The organism is Streptomyces sp. NPDC001406, from assembly GCF_042895285.1.
Classification (GTDB): Bacteria; Actinomycetota; Actinomycetes; order Streptomycetales; family Streptomycetaceae; genus Streptomyces.
This window is the reverse complement of the sequence record NZ_JBIAWG010000021.1, coordinates 46915-66824: the sequence shown is the minus strand read 5'-3', so window position 1 is coordinate 66824 and position 19910 is coordinate 46915. Positions and strand designations below refer to the sequence as shown.

Annotated in this window: 22 protein-coding genes and 2 pseudogenes; 6 read left to right on the top strand and 18 right to left on the bottom strand. The window is 71.4% G+C overall.

Going from position 1 to position 19910, the window contains the following annotated elements; translation table 11 throughout:
* Positions 1-48 precede the first annotated feature (48 nt).
* The 3 genes and pseudogenes from ACFY1J_RS38845 to ACFY1J_RS38835 all read left to right on the top strand — a co-directional run.
* The gene (locus ACFY1J_RS38845; protein WP_390707664.1) at positions 49-1422 is read left to right on the top strand and encodes a tannase/feruloyl esterase family alpha/beta hydrolase; all 1374 of its coding nucleotides are present in this window, start codon (positions 49-51) and stop codon (positions 1420-1422) included.
* Positions 1423-1655: 233 nt separating this feature from the next.
* Positions 1656-3143 (top strand): PHB depolymerase family esterase, encoded by a 1488-nt coding sequence (locus ACFY1J_RS38840; RefSeq protein WP_390732884.1) that lies wholly within the window; start codon positions 1656-1658, stop codon positions 3141-3143.
* Between the two features lie 104 nt (positions 3144-3247).
* Positions 3248-3361 (top strand): annotated as a pseudogene (locus ACFY1J_RS38835) (1,4-alpha-glucan branching protein); the annotation flags it as partial.
* A 57-nt stretch (positions 3362-3418) separates the two neighbouring features.
* Here the strand turns inward: ACFY1J_RS38835 and hypE are convergent.
* From hypE to ACFY1J_RS38780, 11 genes are all read right to left on the bottom strand, one after another.
* A complete protein-coding gene (gene hypE / locus ACFY1J_RS38830) occupies positions 3419-4453 on the bottom strand; it encodes a hydrogenase expression/formation protein HypE (RefSeq protein ID WP_390732883.1) in 1035 nt (344 codons plus the stop codon).
* Positions 4450-5553: a hydrogenase formation protein HypD gene (gene hypD, locus ACFY1J_RS38825; protein ID WP_390732882.1), complete on the bottom strand. Its 1104-nt coding sequence runs from the start codon at positions 5551-5553 to the stop codon at positions 4450-4452. Before hypD ends, hypE begins: the two co-directional genes overlap by 4 nt.
* A 36-nt stretch (positions 5554-5589) precedes the next feature.
* Positions 5590-6120, bottom strand: coding sequence for a CBS domain-containing protein (locus tag ACFY1J_RS38820; protein WP_390732881.1), 531 nt, complete (start codon positions 6118-6120; stop codon positions 5590-5592).
* Positions 6113-7462, bottom strand: coding sequence for a Ni/Fe hydrogenase subunit alpha (locus tag ACFY1J_RS38815; RefSeq protein WP_390707659.1), 1350 nt, complete (start codon positions 7460-7462; stop codon positions 6113-6115). The genes ACFY1J_RS38820 and ACFY1J_RS38815 overlap by 8 nt, the downstream gene beginning before the upstream one ends.
* Positions 7459-8211: an oxidoreductase gene (locus tag ACFY1J_RS38810; protein ID WP_390732880.1), complete on the bottom strand. Its 753-nt coding sequence runs from the start codon at positions 8209-8211 to the stop codon at positions 7459-7461. Before ACFY1J_RS38810 ends, ACFY1J_RS38815 begins: the two co-directional genes overlap by 4 nt.
* A gap of 1 nt (position 8212) precedes the next feature.
* Positions 8213-9019 carry an FAD/NAD(P)-binding protein gene (locus tag ACFY1J_RS38805; protein ID WP_390732879.1) on the bottom strand — a complete coding sequence of 269 codons (807 nt, stop codon included), beginning with the start codon at positions 9017-9019 and terminating at the stop codon, positions 8213-8215.
* Entirely contained in the window at positions 9016-9480 is a 465-nt protein-coding gene (locus tag ACFY1J_RS38800; RefSeq protein WP_390707656.1) for a Crp/Fnr family transcriptional regulator, read from the bottom strand. Before ACFY1J_RS38800 ends, ACFY1J_RS38805 begins: the two co-directional genes overlap by 4 nt.
* On the bottom strand, positions 9477-10628 hold the full coding sequence (locus ACFY1J_RS38795; RefSeq protein ID WP_390707655.1) for a 4Fe-4S dicluster domain-containing protein: 1152 nt from the start codon (positions 10626-10628) through the stop codon (positions 9477-9479). The genes ACFY1J_RS38800 and ACFY1J_RS38795 overlap by 4 nt, the downstream gene beginning before the upstream one ends.
* 120 nt (positions 10629-10748) lie before the next feature.
* A complete protein-coding gene (locus ACFY1J_RS38790; protein WP_390707654.1) occupies positions 10749-11006 on the bottom strand; it encodes a HypC/HybG/HupF family hydrogenase formation chaperone in 258 nt (85 codons plus the stop codon).
* A gap of 6 nt (positions 11007-11012) precedes the next feature.
* Positions 11013-13298 carry a carbamoyltransferase HypF gene (hypF, locus tag ACFY1J_RS38785; protein WP_390707653.1) on the bottom strand — a complete coding sequence of 762 codons (2286 nt, stop codon included), beginning with the start codon at positions 13296-13298 and terminating at the stop codon, positions 11013-11015.
* Positions 13295-13801 (bottom strand): hydrogenase maturation protease, encoded by a 507-nt coding sequence (locus tag ACFY1J_RS38780; RefSeq protein WP_390707652.1) that lies wholly within the window; start codon positions 13799-13801, stop codon positions 13295-13297. The genes hypF and ACFY1J_RS38780 overlap by 4 nt, the downstream gene beginning before the upstream one ends.
* A gap of 122 nt (positions 13802-13923) precedes the next feature.
* Here ACFY1J_RS38780 and ACFY1J_RS38775 point away from each other — a divergent pair, with 122 nt between their 5' ends.
* A complete protein-coding gene (locus ACFY1J_RS38775; RefSeq protein WP_390708090.1) occupies positions 13924-14397 on the top strand; it encodes a transposase in 474 nt (157 codons plus the stop codon).
* Positions 14280-14639 (top strand): annotated as a pseudogene (locus ACFY1J_RS38770) (response regulator transcription factor); the annotation flags it as partial. The gene ACFY1J_RS38775 and the pseudogene ACFY1J_RS38770, both read left to right, overlap by 118 nt.
* A 269-nt stretch (positions 14640-14908) precedes the next feature.
* On the opposite strand, the gene ACFY1J_RS38765 reads toward ACFY1J_RS38770, so the two are convergent.
* The 6 genes from ACFY1J_RS38765 to ACFY1J_RS38740 all read right to left on the bottom strand — a co-directional run bounded on the left by ACFY1J_RS38765 (position 14909) and on the right by ACFY1J_RS38740 (position 18975).
* On the bottom strand, positions 14909-15418 hold the full coding sequence (locus ACFY1J_RS38765; protein WP_390707651.1) for a flavodoxin domain-containing protein: 510 nt from the start codon (positions 15416-15418) through the stop codon (positions 14909-14911).
* Between the two features lie 4 nt (positions 15419-15422).
* Entirely contained in the window at positions 15423-15998 is a 576-nt protein-coding gene (locus ACFY1J_RS38760) for a universal stress protein (protein WP_390707650.1), read from the bottom strand.
* A 201-nt stretch (positions 15999-16199) separates the two neighbouring features.
* Complete coding sequence (locus ACFY1J_RS38755; RefSeq protein WP_390707649.1) at positions 16200-16424, bottom strand: hypothetical protein; 225 nt, start codon at positions 16422-16424, stop codon at positions 16200-16202.
* Positions 16425-16482: 58 nt separating this feature from the next.
* The gene (locus tag ACFY1J_RS38750) at positions 16483-17220 is read right to left on the bottom strand and encodes a CBS domain-containing protein (RefSeq protein WP_390732878.1); all 738 of its coding nucleotides are present in this window, start codon (positions 17218-17220) and stop codon (positions 16483-16485) included.
* Positions 17221-17625: 405 nt separating this feature from the next.
* Entirely contained in the window at positions 17626-18615 is a 990-nt protein-coding gene (locus tag ACFY1J_RS38745; protein WP_390707647.1) for a GerMN domain-containing protein, read from the bottom strand.
* Positions 18616-18756: 141 nt separating this feature from the next.
* Positions 18757-18975 carry a hypothetical protein gene (locus tag ACFY1J_RS38740; protein WP_390707646.1) on the bottom strand — a complete coding sequence of 73 codons (219 nt, stop codon included), beginning with the start codon at positions 18973-18975 and terminating at the stop codon, positions 18757-18759.
* A 25-nt stretch (positions 18976-19000) separates the two neighbouring features.
* Here ACFY1J_RS38740 and ACFY1J_RS38735 point away from each other — a divergent pair, with 25 nt between their 5' ends.
* Positions 19001-19642 carry a hypothetical protein gene (locus ACFY1J_RS38735; protein ID WP_390707645.1) on the top strand — a complete coding sequence of 214 codons (642 nt, stop codon included), beginning with the start codon at positions 19001-19003 and terminating at the stop codon, positions 19640-19642.
* Here the strand turns inward: ACFY1J_RS38735 and ACFY1J_RS38730 are convergent.
* Positions 19559-19834 carry a galactose oxidase-like domain-containing protein gene (locus ACFY1J_RS38730; protein ID WP_390707644.1) on the bottom strand — a complete coding sequence of 92 codons (276 nt, stop codon included), beginning with the start codon at positions 19832-19834 and terminating at the stop codon, positions 19559-19561. The genes ACFY1J_RS38735 and ACFY1J_RS38730 overlap by 84 nt on opposite strands.
* Between the last annotated feature and the right edge of the window lie 76 nt (positions 19835-19910).

The window sequence follows — 19910 nt, the reverse complement described above, 5'->3', positions numbered from 1 at the left end:
CATCCACCGCACGCATCCCTCGTTCCCCCAGCATCCGGAGCCGCATCCATGCACCCGAGCCGACGAACCACCATCCTGTCCGCTGCCCTGCTGGCCACCGCCGCGATGACCCCCAGAGCCGAGGCCCGTGCCGCCGACGGTTCCGCCGGCCCGTGCGGTCACCGACACCCGGTCAACGTCCCCGGCGCAGAACTACAGCAGGTCTCCTGCCACGACGACCTGACGACCAGCGCCCTGACCGGCACCCCCTACACCGACGCTGCGGACTGGGCCGGTCTCACCGCCCGGGGCACCCGCAACCCCTCCGGTGTGCCCGGCCTGCAGATCGACGGCTACTTCCCGGACTCCTCGCACCTCAACACCAACCGCGGCTGGAACCACGACGCCCAGTTCGTCATCCGGCTGCCCGAGCACTGGAACGGCAAGCTGGTCGTCACCGGCGCGCCCGGCGTACGCAAGCAGTACTCCCTGGACACCCTCATCTCCGACTGGGTGCTGGCCCAGGGGTACGCCTTCGCCTCCACCGACAAGGGCAACAGTAGTCCGAACTTCTACACCGACGGTCGGCATCCGGGCGACGCGGTCGCCGAGTGGAACCGGCGCACCACCCAACTGACCCTCGCCGCCAAGGCAGTGGTCGCCCAGCGCTACGGCCACACCCCGCGGCGCACCTACATGACCGGCATCTCCAACGGCGGCTACCTCACCCGCTGGCAGTTGGAGAACCATCCGGAGCTCTACGACGGCGGCGTCGACTGGGAAGGCGCCCTGTGGCGGCCCGGGGGCCCCAACCTGTTCACCTTCCTGCCCACCGCGGTCGCCCGCCAACTCGGCCAGGCCACCGACGAGGACATGTACGCGGCCGGCTTCGCGCGGGGCACCGAGTTCCTGTGGCCGTACCACGAGAAGGTGTATTGGGGCCTGACCCAGAAGATCTACCGCGCCGAGTTCGACCCCGGCTATGACCCGAACTGTCCCGGCCTCTCGGCCGGTTCGACGACCGAGGAGATCCTCGCGCCCTGCCCCTCCGACGCCGCCTACGACTACACCGCACGCCCCCGCGCCGTCCACGATGCAGTGGCCCGGGTGTCCCTGACCGGCCGCATCGGCAAACCCATGATCACCCTGCACGGCACCTTGGACGCCCTGCTGCCCATCGGCGTCCAGTCCGACGTCTACGCGCAGATGGTCGCCGACCAGGGCCGGTCCGCACTGCACCGCTACTATCGGATCGAGGGCGGCACCCACGTCGACAGTCTCTACGACACCTACCCGGACAAGCTGCGGCCGATCCTGCCCTGCTACCGCGCCGCCTTTACCACCATGACGGACTGGGTGGAGCACCACAAGGAGCCACCGGCCGGCCGGACCGTCCCCAGACCCGCCTCCGGCGACCTGGTCAACACCGGCTCCCTCGACTGATCCTCCGTCCGACCGGGCCCCGGCAGCGGTACTTCCCGCCGCCGGGGCCTGTGCGTTGCACAACGGTGAGGACCCACACGCCCGACCACTGCGAGGTGGGGTGCACCTCCATTACGGCCCCCGACGGGCCGGACGTAACGTCCCTGTAACTCCCCAGCCATGCACCCGCATTCGAAGAAAGGGCACGGCTGTCCGCACCCCCTCCCACCCGTCGCGATCACCCAGGTGGCACGATGAACCCCACTTCACCCCCATCAGCACCGCGCCGCTCGTGGCGCCTCACATGGCCGCGTCCCGCCTCCGCAGCGGCGCTGGTCCTGTCCCTGATCGCCGTGGTCCTCGGACTCTCCCCGGCCCCGGCGCAGGCCGCGAGCCTGCAGGAGGTCACGGGCTTCGGCTCCAACCCCGGCAACCTACAGATGTTCCAGTACGCCCCCGCCAACCTGCCCTCCGGCGCGCCGCTCGTCGTGGCTCTGCACGGCTGCACCCAGAGCGCCAGTGACTACTACAGCCACTCCGGCTGGTCCAAGTACGCCGACATGTACGGCTTCGCGCTGGTCCTCCCGCAGACCACCAGCTCCAACAACGCCAACTCCTGCTTCAACTGGTACCAGTCCTCCGACTACACCCGCGGCCAGGGCGAGGCGCTGTCCATCAAGCAGATGGTGGACTACGCCAAGTCCCACTACGGCAGCGACCCCAGCCGCGTCTATGTCACCGGGCTGTCGGCCGGTGGGGCGATGACCTCGGTCATGCTCGCCGACTACCCCGACGTGTTTGCGGGCGGTGCCATCGACTCCGGCATCCCGGCGGGCTGCGCGACTGACCTCACCAGCGGCCTGACGTGCGAGTACAACGCGGTGAACAAGACCCCGCAGCAGTGGGGCGACGCGGTCCGCAGCGCCTCCGGCGGCTGGGGCGGGCCCTGGCCACGCGTCGCGATCTGGCAAGGCACAGGCGACAGCACCGTCAACCCAGCCAACGCCACCGAGGAACGGGACCAGTGGACCCACGTCTGGGGCATCAGCCAGACCCCGTCCTCAACCACGAGCCTGACCGGCGGCACCACGCAGGCGACGTACAACGACGCGAACGGCAAGCCCGCGGTGGAGACCTTCTCCATCTCAGGGATGGCACACGGCCTCGCGGTCAACCCCGGATCGGCCGCCGACCAGTGCGGCAGCACAGGCACGTACTACCTCAACTACATCTGCTCGTCTTACTGGACCGCGAAGTTCTGGGGACTGGACGCCTCGGGCGGGGGCGGCACCGGCAGTCTCCCGGCGCCCACCGGGCTCACGGTCACCGGCACGACCGACACCACCGTGTCGCTGTCCTGGTCCGCAGCGAGCGGCGCGGCGTCGTACAACGTGTACCGCGGCGGCAACAAGGTCGGCTCGGTCACCGGCACGTCGTACACCGACACGGGGCTCGGCTCCGGCACGAAGTACACCTACACCGTCGCCGCCGTGGACTCCGGCGGTGCGGTCGGCACCCAGTCGTCGACGGTCTCGGCCACCACCACCGGGTATCAGCCGCAGTGCTTCACGGACAACAACTACAACCAGGTCACTGCCGGCCGTGCCCACCAGAGCCTCGGCTACGTCTACGCCAACGGCTCCAACCAGAACATGGGCCTGTACAACCTGTACGTCACTCACACTCTTGAAGAGACCGCGTCCGGCTACTACGTGATCGCCGACTCCGGCTGCCCGTCCTGAGCGTCCTTGCGCACGGCTGTGGCTTCACCCTCACCCGATGAAGCCACAGCCGCCCACCACGACCTGCCCCGTGATGTAGTCGGCCTTGAGAGCGCACAGCAGATATGGACGACCCCCAGGGTGAGGTCGGGAGCGAGTTCATGGCCGTCACCGACACCTCCGTCACTCACCCGGCCGCCCACCTGGTGCCGCTCACCTATCGCGGTGCCCCGCTCAACCCACCAACCACCCAAAGCCAGCAGCAGACTTAAACCCGTGATTTCAGGCGCATCACACTAGCAAATGCGTGGCAGTTGCTCTCCCAGAGGCATGTCCACGATGCGCCGGGCCCCGACCAGCGTCCGCAGGGTCACCCGTCCCTGCGGCCCCTCCGGGAGCACCGCGCCGATCCGCGCCGCCTGCGCGCCCTCGGGCAGGGAGCGCAGCGCCGCGAGGGTCTCCTCGGCCGCGGCGGCGTCGACGAACGCGACCAGGCAGCCCTCGTTGGCGACCACCAGCGGATCCAGTCCCAGTAGGTCGCACGCGGAGGACACCGCTCCAGGCACCGGGATCGCCCGCTCATCGATCTCGACGGCGACCGACGAGTCGCGGGCGATCTCGTTGAGAGAGGCGGCCAGCCCGCCCCGGGTCGGGTCGCGCAGCACGTGGACTGCACCGCCCAGCGGTACCAGCGCCCGCACCAGCCGATGCAGCGGCTGCGAGTCGGAGGCGATGTCGCTGTCGAAGCCCAGGCCCTCCCGGGTGCTGAGCACGGTGGTGCCGTGCAGCCCGATCGGCCCGGACAGCAGCACCGCGTCCCCGGGGCGAGCCGACGCGGCGGACGGGGACAGCGACGCGTGCCGCTGCCCGATCCCGGTGGTGGTGATGAACAGCCGGTCGACCGCGCCGCGCCCCACGACCTTGGTGTCCCCGGTGACCACGGGCACCCCCGCGTCCTCGGCTGCCTTCCCCAACGACTCCATCACGGCCCGCAGTTCGGCGAGCGGTAGCCCCTCCTCGACGATCAGGGACACCGACAGAGCCAGCGGCCACGCGCCCCGCATTGCCAGGTCGTTGACCGTGCCGTGCACGGCGAGGGCCCCGATGTCCCCGCCGGGGAAGAACAGCGGGCTGACGACGAAGCCGTCGGTGCTCATCACCAGCTCCGGACGGCCCGGCAGCGTCGCCGCGTCCTCCAGCGGGCCCGGCGCGCCACCCAGGGCGGGCAGCACCAGCCGGTTCAGTAGTTCCGCGGTGAGGAGGCCGCCGGCGCCGTGGCCGAGGAGCACGACCTCGTCCTCGTGGTTCGGGGTGGGGCAGTCGATGGTCATGCCGTGCTCCTCGTCGGGGTGCGTCCGGCCGCGTGGAAGGCGGCACAGGTCCCCTCTGACGACACCATGGGGGCGCCGAGGGGGTGGCGGGGTGTACAGCGGGTGCCGTAGGGGGCGCAGTCGGTGGGCAGTCTCGCCCCGGTGAGGATCGCTCCGGCGATGCACTCCGCATCCTCGACGGGGGCCAGACCGCTCACGTCGAAGCGGCGGGCCGCGTCGAACCGGCGGTAGAGCGGGGCGAGTTCCAGACCGCTCCCGGGCAGCGCGCCGATGCCCCGCCAGGCGCGGTCGGTGACCCGGAAGACGCGGCGCATCGCCTCCTGGGCGTCGGTGTTGCCGACGCGGCGCACGGCGCGCACGTACTGGTTCGCCACCTCGTGCCGGCCGCTCTCCAGCTGCCTTACGGCCATCAGGATGCCCTCCAGCAGGTCCAGAGGCTCGAACCCGGTCACCACGATGGGCACCCGGTAGCGGGCGGCGATCGGCTCGTACTCCCGCCACCCCATCACCGCGCACACGTGCCCGGCCGCCAGGAACGCCTGCACCTCGCAGTCCGGGTCGTCGAGCAGCGCGGTCATGGCCGGCGGTACCAGGACATGGCTCACCAGCATCGAGAAGTTGGCCAGCCCGAGCCGCTCCGCGTGCATCATGGCCATGGCGTTCGCGGGCGCGGTCGTCTCGAATCCGACGGCCAGGAAAACCACTTGGCGCTCCGGGTGCTCGGCGGCCAGGCGCACGGCGTCCATCGGGGCGTAGACGACACGCACGTCCGCGCCGCGCGCCCGCAGCGACAGCAGGTCGGTGTCCGTGCCGGGCACCCGCAGCATGTCGCCGAAGCTGGTGAAGGTCACGCCGGGTCGGGCGGCGATGGCCATGGCCCGGTCCAGGGTCTCCAACGGGGTCACGCAGACCGGGCAGCCCGGGCCGTGGATCATCCGCATGCCGGCGGGCAGCAGCTCGTCGATGCCCTGGCGGACGAGGGTGTGGGTCTGCCCGCCGCACACCTCCATGATCCGCCAGGGGCGCGTGGCAGTCTGCTCCAGCTCGTCCAGCAGGCGACGGGCGAGCACGGGGTCGCGGTACTCGTCCAGGTATCTCATCGGCCCTCCAGGTATCTCATCGGCCGTACAAGTGGTTCATCGGCAGGGTCCTTCATCGGTGGGTGAGTCGAGCCGGACGTCCACGACACCCTCAACCGACCGCACCGCCCGCGCGATCACGGGCCCCAGGGGCCGGTCGGGCAGCGAGCCGCCCAGTGTGACCACGCCCTCGGTCACGGACACGGACAGGTGCGTGGTGACGGGCAGCCGGGTCAGGACGTGGCGCCGGACCTCCTCGGCGATCTCCTCGTCGCGCAGGAAGCCCTTCAGCAGATCGCTGCGGCTGACCACCCCCTGCAGCAGGCCGACCTCGTCCACCACGGGCAGCGGCTTGACCGCGGATCGCGCCGGGCCGCCGGGACCGCCGGTGTCGCGGAACTCCTCCTTGGGCAGCAGGTCCGCCTCGGAGACCACCCCGACGACCCGGCCCTCACCGGCCAGCACCGGCAGGGCGCTGACCTTCCACTGGTCGAGCAGCTCGACGGTCTCCTTGAACGGCGCTTCGCTGCCGACGGCGACGACGGTCTGCGTCATCACGTCGCCGACCGTGCAGGGAGTTTCAGGCATCGCAACCTCCTGAGGTACGGACGACCGTCAGGTCGAGGAAGTGGGTGGAGCAGGAGATGCACGGGTCGTGGTTGCGGATCGCCCGTTCGCACAGCGCCGTCAACTCGCCGTCGTCCGGGTCGTGGTCATGGATGGCCTGCTGGGCCAGGCGCCGGAGGTCGTCCTCGATCGCGCCCTGGTTCTGTGCGGTGGGCGGCACCAGCAGTGCGTCGGTGACCAGGCCGTCGGCGTCAAGCGCGTAGCGGTGGTAGAGCATCCCGCGCGGCGCCTCGGTGGCACCGTGGCCCACTCCCGCGACGGGCGGCACCTCGGAGTACGGGCGGGCGGGCGGCTCGTAGGAGCCGATGATCCGCAGCGCCTCGTCGACGGCGTACACCGTCTCCACCGCCCGCACCAGGATGGACCGGTACGGATTGCGGCACACGGCACCGTCGCGGGGATCGCCCAGCCCGGCCTCGACGGCGGCCTGCCGGGCCACCGGCGTGAGCCGGCGCCCGCCGATCGCGAACCGGGCGAGGCAGCCGGTGAGGTGCAGCCGCCCGTCGAGCCGGGAGTGCAGCGCGGTCGAGTGCGCCACATGGGTCTCGGTGACGTGGTCGGTGAAGTCCCGCACCGGGAAGGAGTCCGTGCTGCCGTCGGCGCGCAGCACGGTCGGGGTGCCGCTCTCGATCGCGTAGGAGTCCGGGGCGGCCAGCGCCAGCAGGTCGGCGTCGGTGCGGGCGTCGGGGAACTCGAAGCCGGCCACCCACCGTACGGTCGCCCACGCATCGTCCAGCGCCCGCTTCAAATCCTCCGCCAGCGGCCGCAGTTCCTCACGCGCGGGCGCCCGGTGGAACCCGCCCAGGCGCACGTTGACCGGGTGCACGGCCCGTCCGCCGACCAGCTCCATCAGCGCATTGCCCGCCTTCTTCAGCCGCAGGCCGCGCTCGACCTCGTGCCGGTGCGTGCGCGCGAGGTCGATCGCGCTCGCCCGGCCCAGGAAGTCCGGCGCGTGCAGCAGATGGATGTGCAGGGTCTGGCTCTCGATCCACTCGCCGCAGTACAGCAGCCTGCGCAGGTCCCGGATCACCGGATCGACCGTCACCCCGCAGGCGTCCTCGATCGCCGCGCAGGCGCTCATCTGGTACGCAACCGGGCAGATCCCGCACACCCGGGCGGTGATGTCCGGTGGTTCGGTGTACGAGCGGCCGCGCAGGAATGCCTCGAAGAAGCGCGGTGGCTCGTAGATCTCCAGCTGGGCCTCGGTGACCGTGCCGTCGTGCACGTGCAGGCGCAGGGCGCCCTCGCCCTCGACCCGGGAGAGCGAGCCGACGTGCAGCACACGGGATCCACGGTGGGTCACGGGTGCAACTCCTCTTCGAAAGCGGCGGCGTTGAAGGTGTGCAGGAAGCGGCCGACGGCGTCCTCGTCGAGGCCGTCGCGGCGCAGCAGGGGGATCTGTGCGGGCAGGTTCACCGACCCGGACGGGCCGAAGCAGCCGAAGCAGCCGCGGTTGTAGGCCGGGCACAGCGCCCCGCACCCGGCATGCGTGACCGGACCCAGACAGGGCGTGCCGTGGGCGACGGTCACGCACACCGTGCCGCGCCGCTTGCACTCGAAGCAGACGCTGTGGTTCGGTACGTCCGGCTTGCGGCCCGCCAGGAACGCCGTTATCACTTCCAGCAGCTGCCGCCGGTCGATCGGGCAGCCGCGCAGTTCGAAGTCGACGTCCACATGCGTCGATACGGGTGTGGAGGTGGCGAGCGTCGAGATGTATTCGGGGTGGGCGTACACCGTGCGGCGGTACTCGTCGATGTCCGCGAAGTTCCGCAGGGCCTGGATGCCGCCGGCGGTCGCGCAGGCGCCGATCGTCACCAGGTGGCGGGAGGCGGCGCGGATCGCGTGGACGCGTTCGGCATCCTCGGACGTGGTGACCGAGCCCTCGACGAGCGTCAGGTCGTACGGGCCGGGTGCCACGTCGCTGGATGCCTCCAGGAAGTGCGAGATCTCCACCCGGCCCGCCAGCGCCAGCAGCTCGTCCTCGCAGTCCAGCAGCGTGAGCTGGCAGCCATCGCAAGAGGCCAGCTTGAACACCGCGAGCTTCGGTGTCATGTCACAACTCCCTTACCGAGAGCAGGGATTCGGCCGCGGCCCAGTCGATGACCGGCCCGGATCGGCACAGCAGCACCGGACCCAGCTGGCAGTGCCCGCAGTGCCCGGTCGCGCATCGCATGTTCCGTTCCAGGGAGACCCGGATCCGCTCCCGGGGCACCCCGCGGAAGGCGAGGTCACGGGCCGTGGCCCGGATCATCGGCTCGGGTCCGCAGACGAACGCCCAGGTGTCCGCGGGTTCGAAGGACGCCCGGTCCAGCAGTTCGGTGACCAGACCCACGTCCCCCCGCCACTCCTCGTCGGGACGGTCGACGGTGACGCCGGTGAACGCCGTTGCCCAGCCCTGCGTCTCCTGGCGGGCGATCAGATCGTCCGGAGTGCGTGCCCCGACCAGCACGTTGACCCTGCGGTACACTGCCGGTTCGGCCAGCGCGCGCAGGATCAGCGGCCGCAGGGGCGCGAGCCCGATGCCACCCCCGACCACCACCACGTCCTGGCCGGCGGACCGCGGCAGCTCCCAGCCGGTGCCGTACGGTCCGCGCACCCCGAGCACGTCGCCGACCCGCGCCTCGCACAGGCCGGCGGAGACGGCGCCCACCGCCCGGATCGTGTGCGCGAGGCCCCCGGTGGACTGCACGGAACTGACCGACACGGGGATCTCGCCGCGGCCGAAGCAGTGCACCATCGCGAACTGCCCCGGTGCGAAGTCGTCCAGCGCCGGGCCGACCGGCTCGATGTGCAGCGTGACCGTGTCCGCGGTCTCGCGCCGGCGGGCGACTACCCGGTGCGGCACCGGGATGCCCGTCATCGCGCACCCCCGCCGCCGTGGGGCCCGTACAGGTCGAGCAGCCGGGTGCGGGAGGCGTGCAGCCGGTGGGCCAGCACCCGGCCGACCCAGTGACCGAGTGCGCGGCCGAACTCGGCGTCGTCCTCCCACATCAGCCGCACGGCGACGGCGTCGAACTCGTAGGCCCGCACCGGTGTCAGGCACCGTGCGCCGAATTGCCAGACGTAGGGCTCGAACAGCCAGGACCATCCGACGAGGTCGCCGACGCCGAGCGTCTCCACGATCGGCGAGCGGCGCCCCGGGACATGCAGGTCGAGGGCGACCGTGCCGTCCCGGACGATCCAGAAGCGGCAGGCCTGGCCGCCCTCCTCGAAGAGGCGGGCGTCCTGCGGGAGCGCGGCCTCTCGGCCGACGCGCATCAGGCGGTCGCGGTGCTCGGCGGGCAGGGCGTGGTTGACGCGCAGGGCGATCGAGGGGGTCATCGCTCCTCATCCGTTCCGTGGTGGGCGCGGTGTTCGTCGTTCAGCGCGGCCACTTCCTCGGTGATGTCGATGCCGGCCGGGCACCAGGCGATGCAGCGCCCGCAGCCGACGCACCCGGACGTGCCGAACTGGTCGTGCCATGTGGAGAGTTTGTGGGTGAGCCACTGCCGGTAGCGGCTGCGGCCGGAGGCGCGGACCGGGCCGCCGTGCAGGTGGGAGAAGTCCAGGTCGAAGCAGGAGTCCCAACGCTGCCAGCGCTCGGTGTGGTCACCGGTGAGATCGGTGACCTCCTCCGTGGTGGTGCAGAAGCAGGTGGGACACACCATGGTGCAGTTGCCGCAGGTCAGACAGCGCTCCGCGACATCGTCCCAGCGGTCCGCGTCCACGCTCGCGCCGAGCAGCGTGCGCAAGTCGACCGGCGGCAGCGAACAGCCCATGCGGTCGCGGGCGGCGTCCACCGAGGAGCGCGCGGCATCCTGTGTGACGGGGTCGGCCCCGCGGTGCGGCACCTGCTGAAGCAGCCGGGCGCCCTCCTCGCTGCCGACCCGCACCAGGAAGCGGTGGCCGTCGGCGTCGATCACCTCGGTCAGCGCCAGGTCGTAGCCCGGGTCGGCGGCGGGCCCGCCCCCGGTGGACACGCAGAAGCAGGTCGCGCCCGGCTCGGTGCACTCCGCCGCGATCAGCAGCGCACGCCCGCGGCGCGCACCGTAGCCGTCGTCCGCGTACCGTCCTGCGGTCAGGACGCGGTCCTGGATCGCGATGGCCCGCAAGTCGCAGGGGCGCACCCCGAGGAAGGCGTACGACGGCGTCTCGCGGGTGCCGGGGGTGAATTCGAGGCCGCCCTCCACGGTGCGATCGGCGCTCCACAATCGTTCCCGCTGCGGGTGCAGCCAGGTCTTCCATGACTGCGGGCCCGCGCTGTGCGCGAAGGCAGCCCCGTCCCGTCGGCGCACCAGCCGGTAGCGTCCGGGGTCCAGCTCGACACCCCAGCCGAAGGGCAGCAGATCCGCCGAGTCCAGCTCGGCCAGCACGATCGCGCCGTCGCGGACGGTCGGTCCGACGACGGTCCGTCCCTGCGCCGCCAGGGCCGCGACCAGGGCGTCCAGGCCGTCCCGGTCGAGCACGGCCGGGGCTGCGGTGGCGGTCATGACATCCTCCTCGTTCGGGGCGGCTGCGTACTCCTCCACCGCCAGGTTCGGTTGGTGCGGGGTGTGCACGGCAGAGGCTGAAGGGCCCTGCCCGCGAGGCCGGCGGGATCCGCGGCACCTTCAGGGCAGCGTTTCGCCCAGCTCGCCCTCGACCGCGTCCGCCATCGCCCGCAGCACCTGCAGGGTCCGCCCGGCCTCCTCCTCGTCGATCTGCGTGATCGCGAAGCCGACGTGCACGATGACGTACGACCCGACATCCGCCTCGGGCGTGCAGCTCAGGCAGACCTCGCGCCGTACGCCGCCGAAGTCGACAGTGGCCATACGCAGCCCGGCGTCGTCGTGGATCTCCAGGATGCGTCCCGGGATGCCCAGGCACATGTGCACTCACTCCTCCCCGGCCAGACGTGCGGCGGCGACCGCCGCCTGCCCGTAGCTGATCCCGCCGTCCCCGACGGGTACCTGACCGCCGACCAGCACCCTGAGACCCTGGGCCTGCAATCGCCGCTTCACCTCCGTCAGCAGCCGCCGGTTGACGAAGCAGCCGCCGCCCAGGCACACCGTGCGCGGCGCGCCGTCGGTCACGGCCCGGGCGGCGAGATCGGCGGTGACGACCGCCAGCGTCAGATGAAAGGCCGCGGCCAGTCGGGCAACGGGCTCGCCGTCGAGCCGTCGGCGAAGCAGGTCCGTCAGGGTCGGCGCGGAGTCGTACACCCACACTCCGTCCACGCGCACCACGCGGTGGGCGAGTGGCACCGCGTGCTCGTCACCGGCCACCGCCTCCAGCAGGACGGCCGCCTCACCCTCGTAGCTCACCCGGTCCGTCAGGCCGAGCAGCGAGGCGGCAGCGTCGAAGAGCCGTCCGGCGCTGGAGGCGCGCGGGCAGTTGACGTTTCGGGCGACCATGGCGCGCACGGCGGCCGTCTCGGCCGGATCGAGCCTGTCGGTGAAGGACCGGGCGAGGGATGGGGACGGGCGTGGTGAGCCGAGCGTCTCGGTGCCCAGCAGATGGCCGAGCGCCGTCCGGGAAGGATGGCGCACTGCTGCGTCGCCGCCGGGCAGGGGGGCGGTCGCGAACCTGCCCACGCGGCGGTACCCGGTCAGCGTGGCGACAAGGAGTTCCCCGCCCCACAAGGTGCCGTCGTCACCCAGCCCGAGCCCGTCGTAGGCGATGCCGAGGAAAGGGCCGCGCACCCCGTGCTCGGCCGCGCAGGCGGCCACGTGCGCGTGGTGGTGCTGCACCGGGATGCGGGGCAGCGGCTGCGCGCGGGCCCACTGCGTCGACAGGTAACCGGGATGCAGATCGTGGGCCAGGACCTGCGGTTCGATCCCGGTCAGGTGCCTGAGGTGGTCGTACGAGGCCAGGAACGCCTCGTGGGTCGTCAGGTCGGCCAGGTCGCCCGTGTGCGGGCCGAGGTGGGCGCGGCCGTCGGCGGCCAGCGTAAGGGTGTGCTTGAGGTGGGCGCCGACCCCGGCGAGCGGCCGGTGGACGGCGAGCGGCAGCGCAGCGGGGGCCAGCCCGCGGGCCCGGCGGACAGTGATGCGGATCCGGCCGGCGAACTGGACCACCGAGTCGTCGTAGCGGGCGCGGATCGGACGGTCGTGGGTGAGGAAGCCGTCCGCGACACCGGCCAGAGCCGCGCGGGCGTCGGAGTCGTGCACGGTGATCGGCTCGTCGCTGAGGTTGCCGCTGGTGACCACCAGCGGCCGGGCCAAGGCGTCGAGCAGGAGGTGATGCAGGCCCGTGGTGGGCAGGAACAGCCCGACATGGCGCAGCCCGGGGTGCACCTCGGGAGCGAGTGGCGGGGCAGCCCGCCATGGCCGGCGCGCCAGCAGCACCACGGGCCGCTCGGGGGAGGCCAGGGCGTCCAGCTCCGTGGCCCCGACACGGGCCAGCCGCATCGCCGTCGCGACGTCGCGGACCATCACGGCGAACGGTTTCGCCGGACGGTGCTTGCGGAGCCGCAGCTCGGCAACAGCCCGCGCATCCGTCGCATCGCACACCAACTGGTAGCCGCCGAGCCCTTTGACCGCGACGATCCGGCCCGCGCCGACTGCCTCGACCGCCGCTTGCAGTGCCTCCTCCCCGTGCAGGTCCTCCCAGGCGAGCCGCGGCCCGCAGGCGGGGCAGGCGATGGGCTCGGCGTGAAAGCGCCGGTCGCCGGGGTCGGCGTACTCGGCGGCGCAGTCGGTGCACAGCGGGAAGCGGCGCATCGTCGTGCGGACCCGGTCGTAGGGCAGGTCCTCGATGATCGTGGCGCGCGGGCCGCAGTCCGTGCAGTTGATGAACGGGTAGCGGTGCCGCCGGTCGCGTGGATCGTTCAGTTCGTGCAGGCAGGCGTCGCAGATGGCAGCGTCCGGCGGCACCTCGCGCACCGCCGCGCCGGCGTCGTCGGGTGCGCTGTGGCGGACCTCGAAACCGCGCCTGTACGCAGATCGGTTGCTCTTGGCCAGCAGCACCCGGCGCACCCGGGCCAGCGTCGGGGCGTCGGTGCGCAGCCGGGCCGCGAACTCCTCGATCACCTGGGACGGTCCGCACACCTCGCCCTCGACATGTCCGTTGACGTTGGCCACCCACCCGTCCAGGCCCAGCTCCGCCGCCGTGCGGTACACGAACGGCCGGAAGCCGACGCCTTGGACGACGCCGTCGACGTGGAAGTGCCGGGAGGTCATGCCGGCCTCCCGACAGTGGTGTCCACGTGCCGTGCGACCTCGGTCTCGACGGTGTCGGCGAGCGTGTCCACGGCCGCGTCGACTGCGGGGGAGAGGCCGCGACCGAACGAGGTTTCGGCGCCTTCCACGGCGTACACGACGAGCTGACCGGGCAACAGGCCCAGCACGCGGGCGAGTTCGACGGCCTCGCCCAGGCCCAGTCCGTGCGAACTGGTGCTCGATGGACGGGCGACGGTCCTGGCGTCGAGCTCGAGGCGGTGCACGCGCCCGGGGGTGCCGGGGTGTGCGTGGGCGGCGTCCACGACCACGGCGAGGGCGGCTCCCTCCCACAGGCCGATCAACCTTGCGGGGTCGCCGTCGCAGGTCGCGAGCACGGTGCCGGGCGGCAGCGGCCGCTTACCGGCCCGCTCCCGCAGCTGTGCCAGCACGGCCCAGCCCACGCCGTCGTCGTGCCGGAAGTCGTTGCCGACACCGATGACGACGATCCGCTCGTGCGTTCTCATGCCTCATACAGTGCCCGGACGGAGGTGCGACCTGCAGGGGCCGAACGGCCCACGGACTGGCGCAAGGCGCCTGTCCTTCAGCCGGCATCCTGCCCCAACAGTCCTTCGGTCGATGTGTGGTTGTGGGTGGGGACCTTGCTGGCGTCAGGTTGTGGGCCGGTGAACTGGACGCGGCACACGAGCGCTTGGTGCGCGGGTTCAACGGGTCGGGGCCGCGGTCGTCGGCGCCGGCCTGTATGCGGGAGCTGATCGTTCCGGTGCAGCGCAAGAACGGCTGGGTCCTGGCAGAGGAGGCCGGGCATGCAGGGCCGGACCGTATACACCGGGTTTTGAACCGGATCGAGTCGGACGGCGACGACGTCCTCGACGACGTGCGCCAGTACGTGGTCGAGTACGTCGGCGACCAGGACGCTGTCCTGGTTGTTGACGACGTCGGCTTCCCCCGGCGCCCGTCCTCATGGACATCCGTATGCCCGGCGGTTTTCTCGGCAAGAGCGCCGACGCGGAGGAACTGCTGCACGCCGTCCGCACGGTCAACCGCGGCGACGCGCTGCTGTCCCCGGCCGCGACCCGAAGCCTCATCAGCCGGTTCCTAGCCGCCCCCGCCTCACCCCAGCCCCTGGACGAAACTGCCCGCCGCGGACTGGAGGCGCTCACCGACCGGGAGCGGCAGATTACCGGGCTCGTGGCCTCTGGACTGCCCAACGACGAGATCGCCGCCCAGCTCGTACTCAGCCCCGCCACGGTCAAGACGCACGTGAATCGCGCGATGGCCAAGGTTGCCGCCCGGGACCGCGCCCAACTCGTCGTCTTCGCCCACCGCAGCGGTCTCGCGTAATCGCCGAAGAGCGGCCACCTCGTCGAACACCCCGACCCCTGGTCAGCATGAACAGTGTCGGCGCCACGGCCCCGGCACCCGGTCCGGGGTCAACGCCTGCGCGTCGACGGCCGGGGGCGAAGACGAGGTTGAACCTCAGCCCTCCGTCTGCTGCGCCGACGCGTACACAGGCCGCCCACGCAGGCGCCGCCGCAGCCGGCGACCGCGGAGCACCGCACGTCCGTGCGCTGCTGAGCTCCGGGCCGCCAAGGCCGCTGGGCGAGGGCCCGTCATCCGCGAGCCAACTCGTCGGCGATGCCGGATGCCCAGCTGTCGATGGCGTCCCAGTCGCGGTAGTCGCCGAACCGGCCGCCCACGAGGTGGAACCCGATGCGTCCGGTGAGGGGCAGCTGATTTCGTGCGATGACACCGGAGAACAACCGGTGGTCTCGGAAGGGCAGGTCACCGGGCAGACTCTTGACGATCACCGGTATTTCCTTGGGTGCCAGGCGCTTCCAGGGGCCGCGCAGCGCGCCCGGCATCCCGACGCTGAAGATCCACACAGGGCGGGAGCCCAGTACGTCGAGGTTGTCGCGCACGAAGTTCTTGGCCGCATCCAGCCAGGTCTGTCCGTGCACGGCGCTGCCCAGGACGAACGCGTGGTACGCGTCGGCGTCGTCCACCGTCTCCATGGCCCGGGCCTCGGCCTTCAGCCCCGCCTCGCTCAGCCTGGCGGCCAGCCGCTCGGCGATTTCGCGTGTCGAGCCGTGAGCGGTCGCGTATCCCAGCAGAACGTCCATGACGTCACCTCGACGTTTCTCGATCTCTTCGGGCGGGCCTTGACGGTGGGCGTCCAGCAATCACCGCGTGGCCGAACCCCTGGTGCAGAGCCCTGTCGTCTGTCGTCTGTCGTGCGGTTCCGCCTTTGGCCGTGGAGGGCGCCCCGACAGCGACGAGCGGCGACGCGGGCCGCTGAGAGGCGGCACCGTGGCCACGGGGAGCGTCGCATGCCGCAGGCACGCGCGTGCCACCGCACCTGTCGTGGGCTGGTCGTACTGGCGCCTGCCGCAGCAGCACCCGCGCGGGCGGCCCCTCCACCACGACCGCGTGTACGGCACTGTCGATCCGTGGCCCGAAGACCTCGCGGAGTGTTGAGGCGAGCAGGTGTGCGGCCCGCTCCTGCTGCTCGGCGGCCGTCGGACACGCCGAGGCAGGGGCGTAGGGGGCGAACCGCGGCCCGATCGGCTCCCAGGCGTGCACGGCGCCGACATCCGCGTGCAGGGCGTGAGCCTGCCGCGCTGCCCAGCGCAGCGCCTCCATGGACGCCTCGGACCCGTCGACGCCCACCACGATGCTGTTGCCGACGGCGAGTTCGGTCATGGCAGCCTCCCCAGATGGCCTCCTGTCTCCCACCGTGGCTCGGACCGGCCGGGCGAGGCGTGGGCCGAATGGCTCCTGGCGAGTGCCGAAAGAGCCCCTTCTGCGGTGGTCGCGATGGGTCTTCAAGGGAGGGACGACCAGCCACTCGCCCGCAGCCCTTCCATGTTCATGACGGTCGATCCTCTGCAGCACGGACGCCGGTCAGTAGCGGTAGTACCGGTGATCGTCGCCCTTGCCCATGTAGTGCCGTTCCTCGATGACGGCCTCCCGTTCACCCGGACGCCGGACCGCTCCCGGTGTGGACATGAATGCGATGAGCCCGAGGATTCCGGCTGCCAGGAGTATGAATCCGACGACGAACGAGCTGTAGCCGAATATCAGGCAGGCGCCCAGCACCGCCGCGCCGATCAGGATGAGAGGAACCATGACCTCCTCCTCACTTGTACGTTCTTGAACGCGAGATCCGAGCGAGCCAGGAGCAGGCTCACAGTCTGCGCAGCCAGTCGTCGTTCAGGCCGCGTGGGGCCTGACCGGCCGGCTGCAGGTGTCTGTCGTCGATCCGGTACGACAGGTGGTCGACGACGTCGACGACGCCGTCCACCCGGCGTGTCATGTCGAGCGCCACGGGAATGTCGCTGCGCCGCTCCATCCGGCCCGTCAGGTTGACCACGCCGTTGCTGACGGCGGCCTCGATGAGCTGCGGGGCCAGCCACAGGGTGTTGACGAAGACCTCCCGTTCCACGTCCCGCCGGATCTCCTCGTCGGTCCGCAGGAAGACCTGGAGCAGGTCCCGGCGGGTGACGATGCCTACGAGCCGGTCCTCGTCGTCCACCACGGGCAGCCGCTCGATACGGTGCTCGGCCATGAGACGGGCGGCCACGTTGACCGTGTCGTCGGCGTGCACGGTGACGGCGGGCGTCGACATGACCCCGCCGGCGGTCAGTGCCCGGCTCTTGGCCGCGGTCTGCCGGACGCGGCGACTGAGCCGGCGCAGCCGGGCCGTCAAAGTACCGAGGGTGCTGTCCGGCTCGGGCCGCCGGGCCTGGTGGAGCATGAGGTCGGTCTCGGAGAGCACGCCGATGACCTTGTCGTCCTCGTCGATGACGGGGAGCCCGCTGATGCGGTGTTCGCCCAGCGTTCGCACCACTTCCTTGAAGGGCGTGCCGTGCTGGGCGGTGATCACGCTGTCCACCATGAGCGCGCCGACCTTCGTGGCCTTCATGGCTGACCCTCCTTGGCGGTCGGGACCCGGTCGACGCGGTCGGCGTGCCTACGGGTCGCGGGGTTGGCGCGATGCGAGCCGAACGCGGACGTCGAGCGCGGTGACTCCGTGCGGCCCGGTCGGCACCGGGTTGAGGTCCGCTTCGGCCGGTTGCGCCAGGGCACAGGCGATTCGCCACGATCCTCGCGATCCGCCAGCCGTATCCGGACGGTCGTGCCGTCCGTCAACAGGGCCTGAACCGGCGCCTGTCGGGTGTCCATCGTCGCACGTCTCCCCTCCGGTCCTCGAGTTCAGCGTCCCGCCCGGGCGCCCGGGCGCCCAGGGGCCGAGCGGCCTGGCCGGCTGTCCATCCGGCCCGCAACGGCGCTGGGTGTGGCCGCCTCGTGCTGTTCCGTACGGCCGCCGTCAGCGGTTCACGAGCAGCGGAACGGTGTCGACGGTGACGGGCTTGCCGTCCTTGGGGGACAGGTAGTACGCGGTCAGCCGGCCCGGTCCGCTGCGGGCGGCCTTGTAGGGGAAGGTGACGTCGAAGGTGCCGCGGGTACCGGTGCCGGAGGTCGCCTTGACGCGCACGTCGGCGACGGTGCGCCCGGTGACGTCGGTGACCTTCAGCCGGAACACCGCCTCGAACGTGTTGGCGCTGCCCCAGACCCGCACGGGGGTGTGCAACGCGTTGCCGATCAGCGGGGATTCCATCAGGACGGCCGGGGCCAGGTCCTCGAAGTCGGCTCGTCCCACGGGTCCGTTGAGGACGATGCCCTCGCCGCCGAAGTACTTCACCGGCTTGCCGTCGACCTCGAAGCGGACCGAGTGGATGGAGGAGAAGCGGGTCGCGGTGAACACGACCTGCGCGAGACGTGCCCGCATGGACAGGGTGCCGCCGCCGTCGTCGTAGCGGCCGGAGAGGTCCACGGTCGCCACATGGTCGCGGACCACGACGGAGCGCAGCGTCGTGCCCGACGGGATGGCCGTGGAGCGGCTGTGAGACCGCTCGTAGCGGGTGGGGCCGGCCAGCAGGGCGCGGACGGCTCCGGCGGCGGTGGCCGGGGCGGTCACGGTGCGCGGTGCGGGCGAGACGTGCTCGCCGTGCAGGAAGTACACCGCCGAGCGGATCTGCTTCGCCGCCGTGCCGGTGCCGCCACTCGTCGAGGGCGAAGGCTGTGTCGTGCCCGGGGCGGCGGATGTCGTCGGCGCCGACGGTGCGGGCGTCCCGGAGGTACCGCCCGAGGTAGCTGTGCCGGCCGGGGGCTGAGAGGGTTGGTCGATGCCGCCCGGCGTGCCCGAGCCGCCGCTCGTGCCGCACGCGGCGACCGTGAGGAAGGGGAGCGTCAACACCGCGGTGAGTGCTGTGCGGTGGCGTCGCCAGGCGCGGGCGCTCGGGGCATCACTTTTCATGGCAGCCTCCTGAGACACTTCCATCCAAGCCTTGTCGGAGGCGGGTTTCCAGGGCTGATCGGCACTGGTCACGAAGCCGACCAGCGTGAATCCGCAGGCCGTTCGGCCCTGCGGCAGGGGGAGGCGCAGCTTGACGGGGCGTTACGTCCCCGAGCCGGTGGTCAGCCGGCGATGCAGGGACAGGGCCGCACAGCCGATGAGCGCCGTCGCGAAGAGGGCGAGGACGACGAGGTCGCGCAGGATCGCGGTCAGGTCGCCGTTCCGGCACAGCAGGGTGGTCCAGGCGTCGACGGCCCAGGCGTGGGGCACGGCGTCGCCCATGGCGCGCAACCAGTCGGGGACGACGGCCAGCGGCCACATGCAGCCGCCGAGTATGCGCTTTTCGGTGCGCGACCAGACCCGCAACCGCCTCGCCGGTCTGCTGCTCGTGCTCTTTGTGCCCGTCTGGTACCTGGCGACGGACGCCATGGCCTCAGGCCAGGTGCTGGACTTCAAGCTGTACGCCACCGGCGAGGTCCTGCATGTCGACGGCGCTCACCTCACCCTCATCTCCGCGGGCCTCAACTCCGTCACGATGACCGCCGGGTTCGTCGTCTTCGACGCCGTCCGGAAGGCACTCGCCTTCGACCGGCGCCTCGTCTTCGCCGCATACCGGCAGTCCACCCTCATCGGCGCCAAGACCCTCGCCATCGCAACGGTCGCTACGGCGATCGCCCTCTACACGGCGCCGGCCACCCTCTTCTTCTGGCGGCCCACGGCCGCTGGCTGGTTCGCCGTACTCACCGGATTCGCAATCCGCTCGCCAACAAGCCCGTCCTCCAGTGGTTCCCGTCCTTCGGCCCCATGCAGTTTGCCGTTGGGGGCTCCTTCGGCCGCACCGCACTATGCGGGCATCTCACCCTCGGGCTTGCATGGGCTGCCGCGTTCAGCACAGTCGGGCTGGTCATCTTCCGCCTCCGGACCCGCAACCGTACGCGCACGCGCCAGCCGATCGGACGGTGATCTCCACCTCCTCAGAGCACCTTGACCCATAGCGCCTGGACGGTGTGCCTTGATCGTCAGTCACGAAGAGCATGTACCAGCCGGCCGGGACAAGGTTGCGATTGTTCGGACGGTGACCTGAAATGCCCTTGCCGTCTTTCGCCCCCTTCAAGCCCAGTGCGATCGAGCGCTGCTCGACGTCGGTCGTTTCGCGAGAGCTCGGGGCCCCAACCGCCATGCGGGCCTACCTACCTCACTCCCGGCCCGAGGCGCTGCGGCGGAAGGGCGTGCCGCTTCGTACAGGCGTCGAGGTG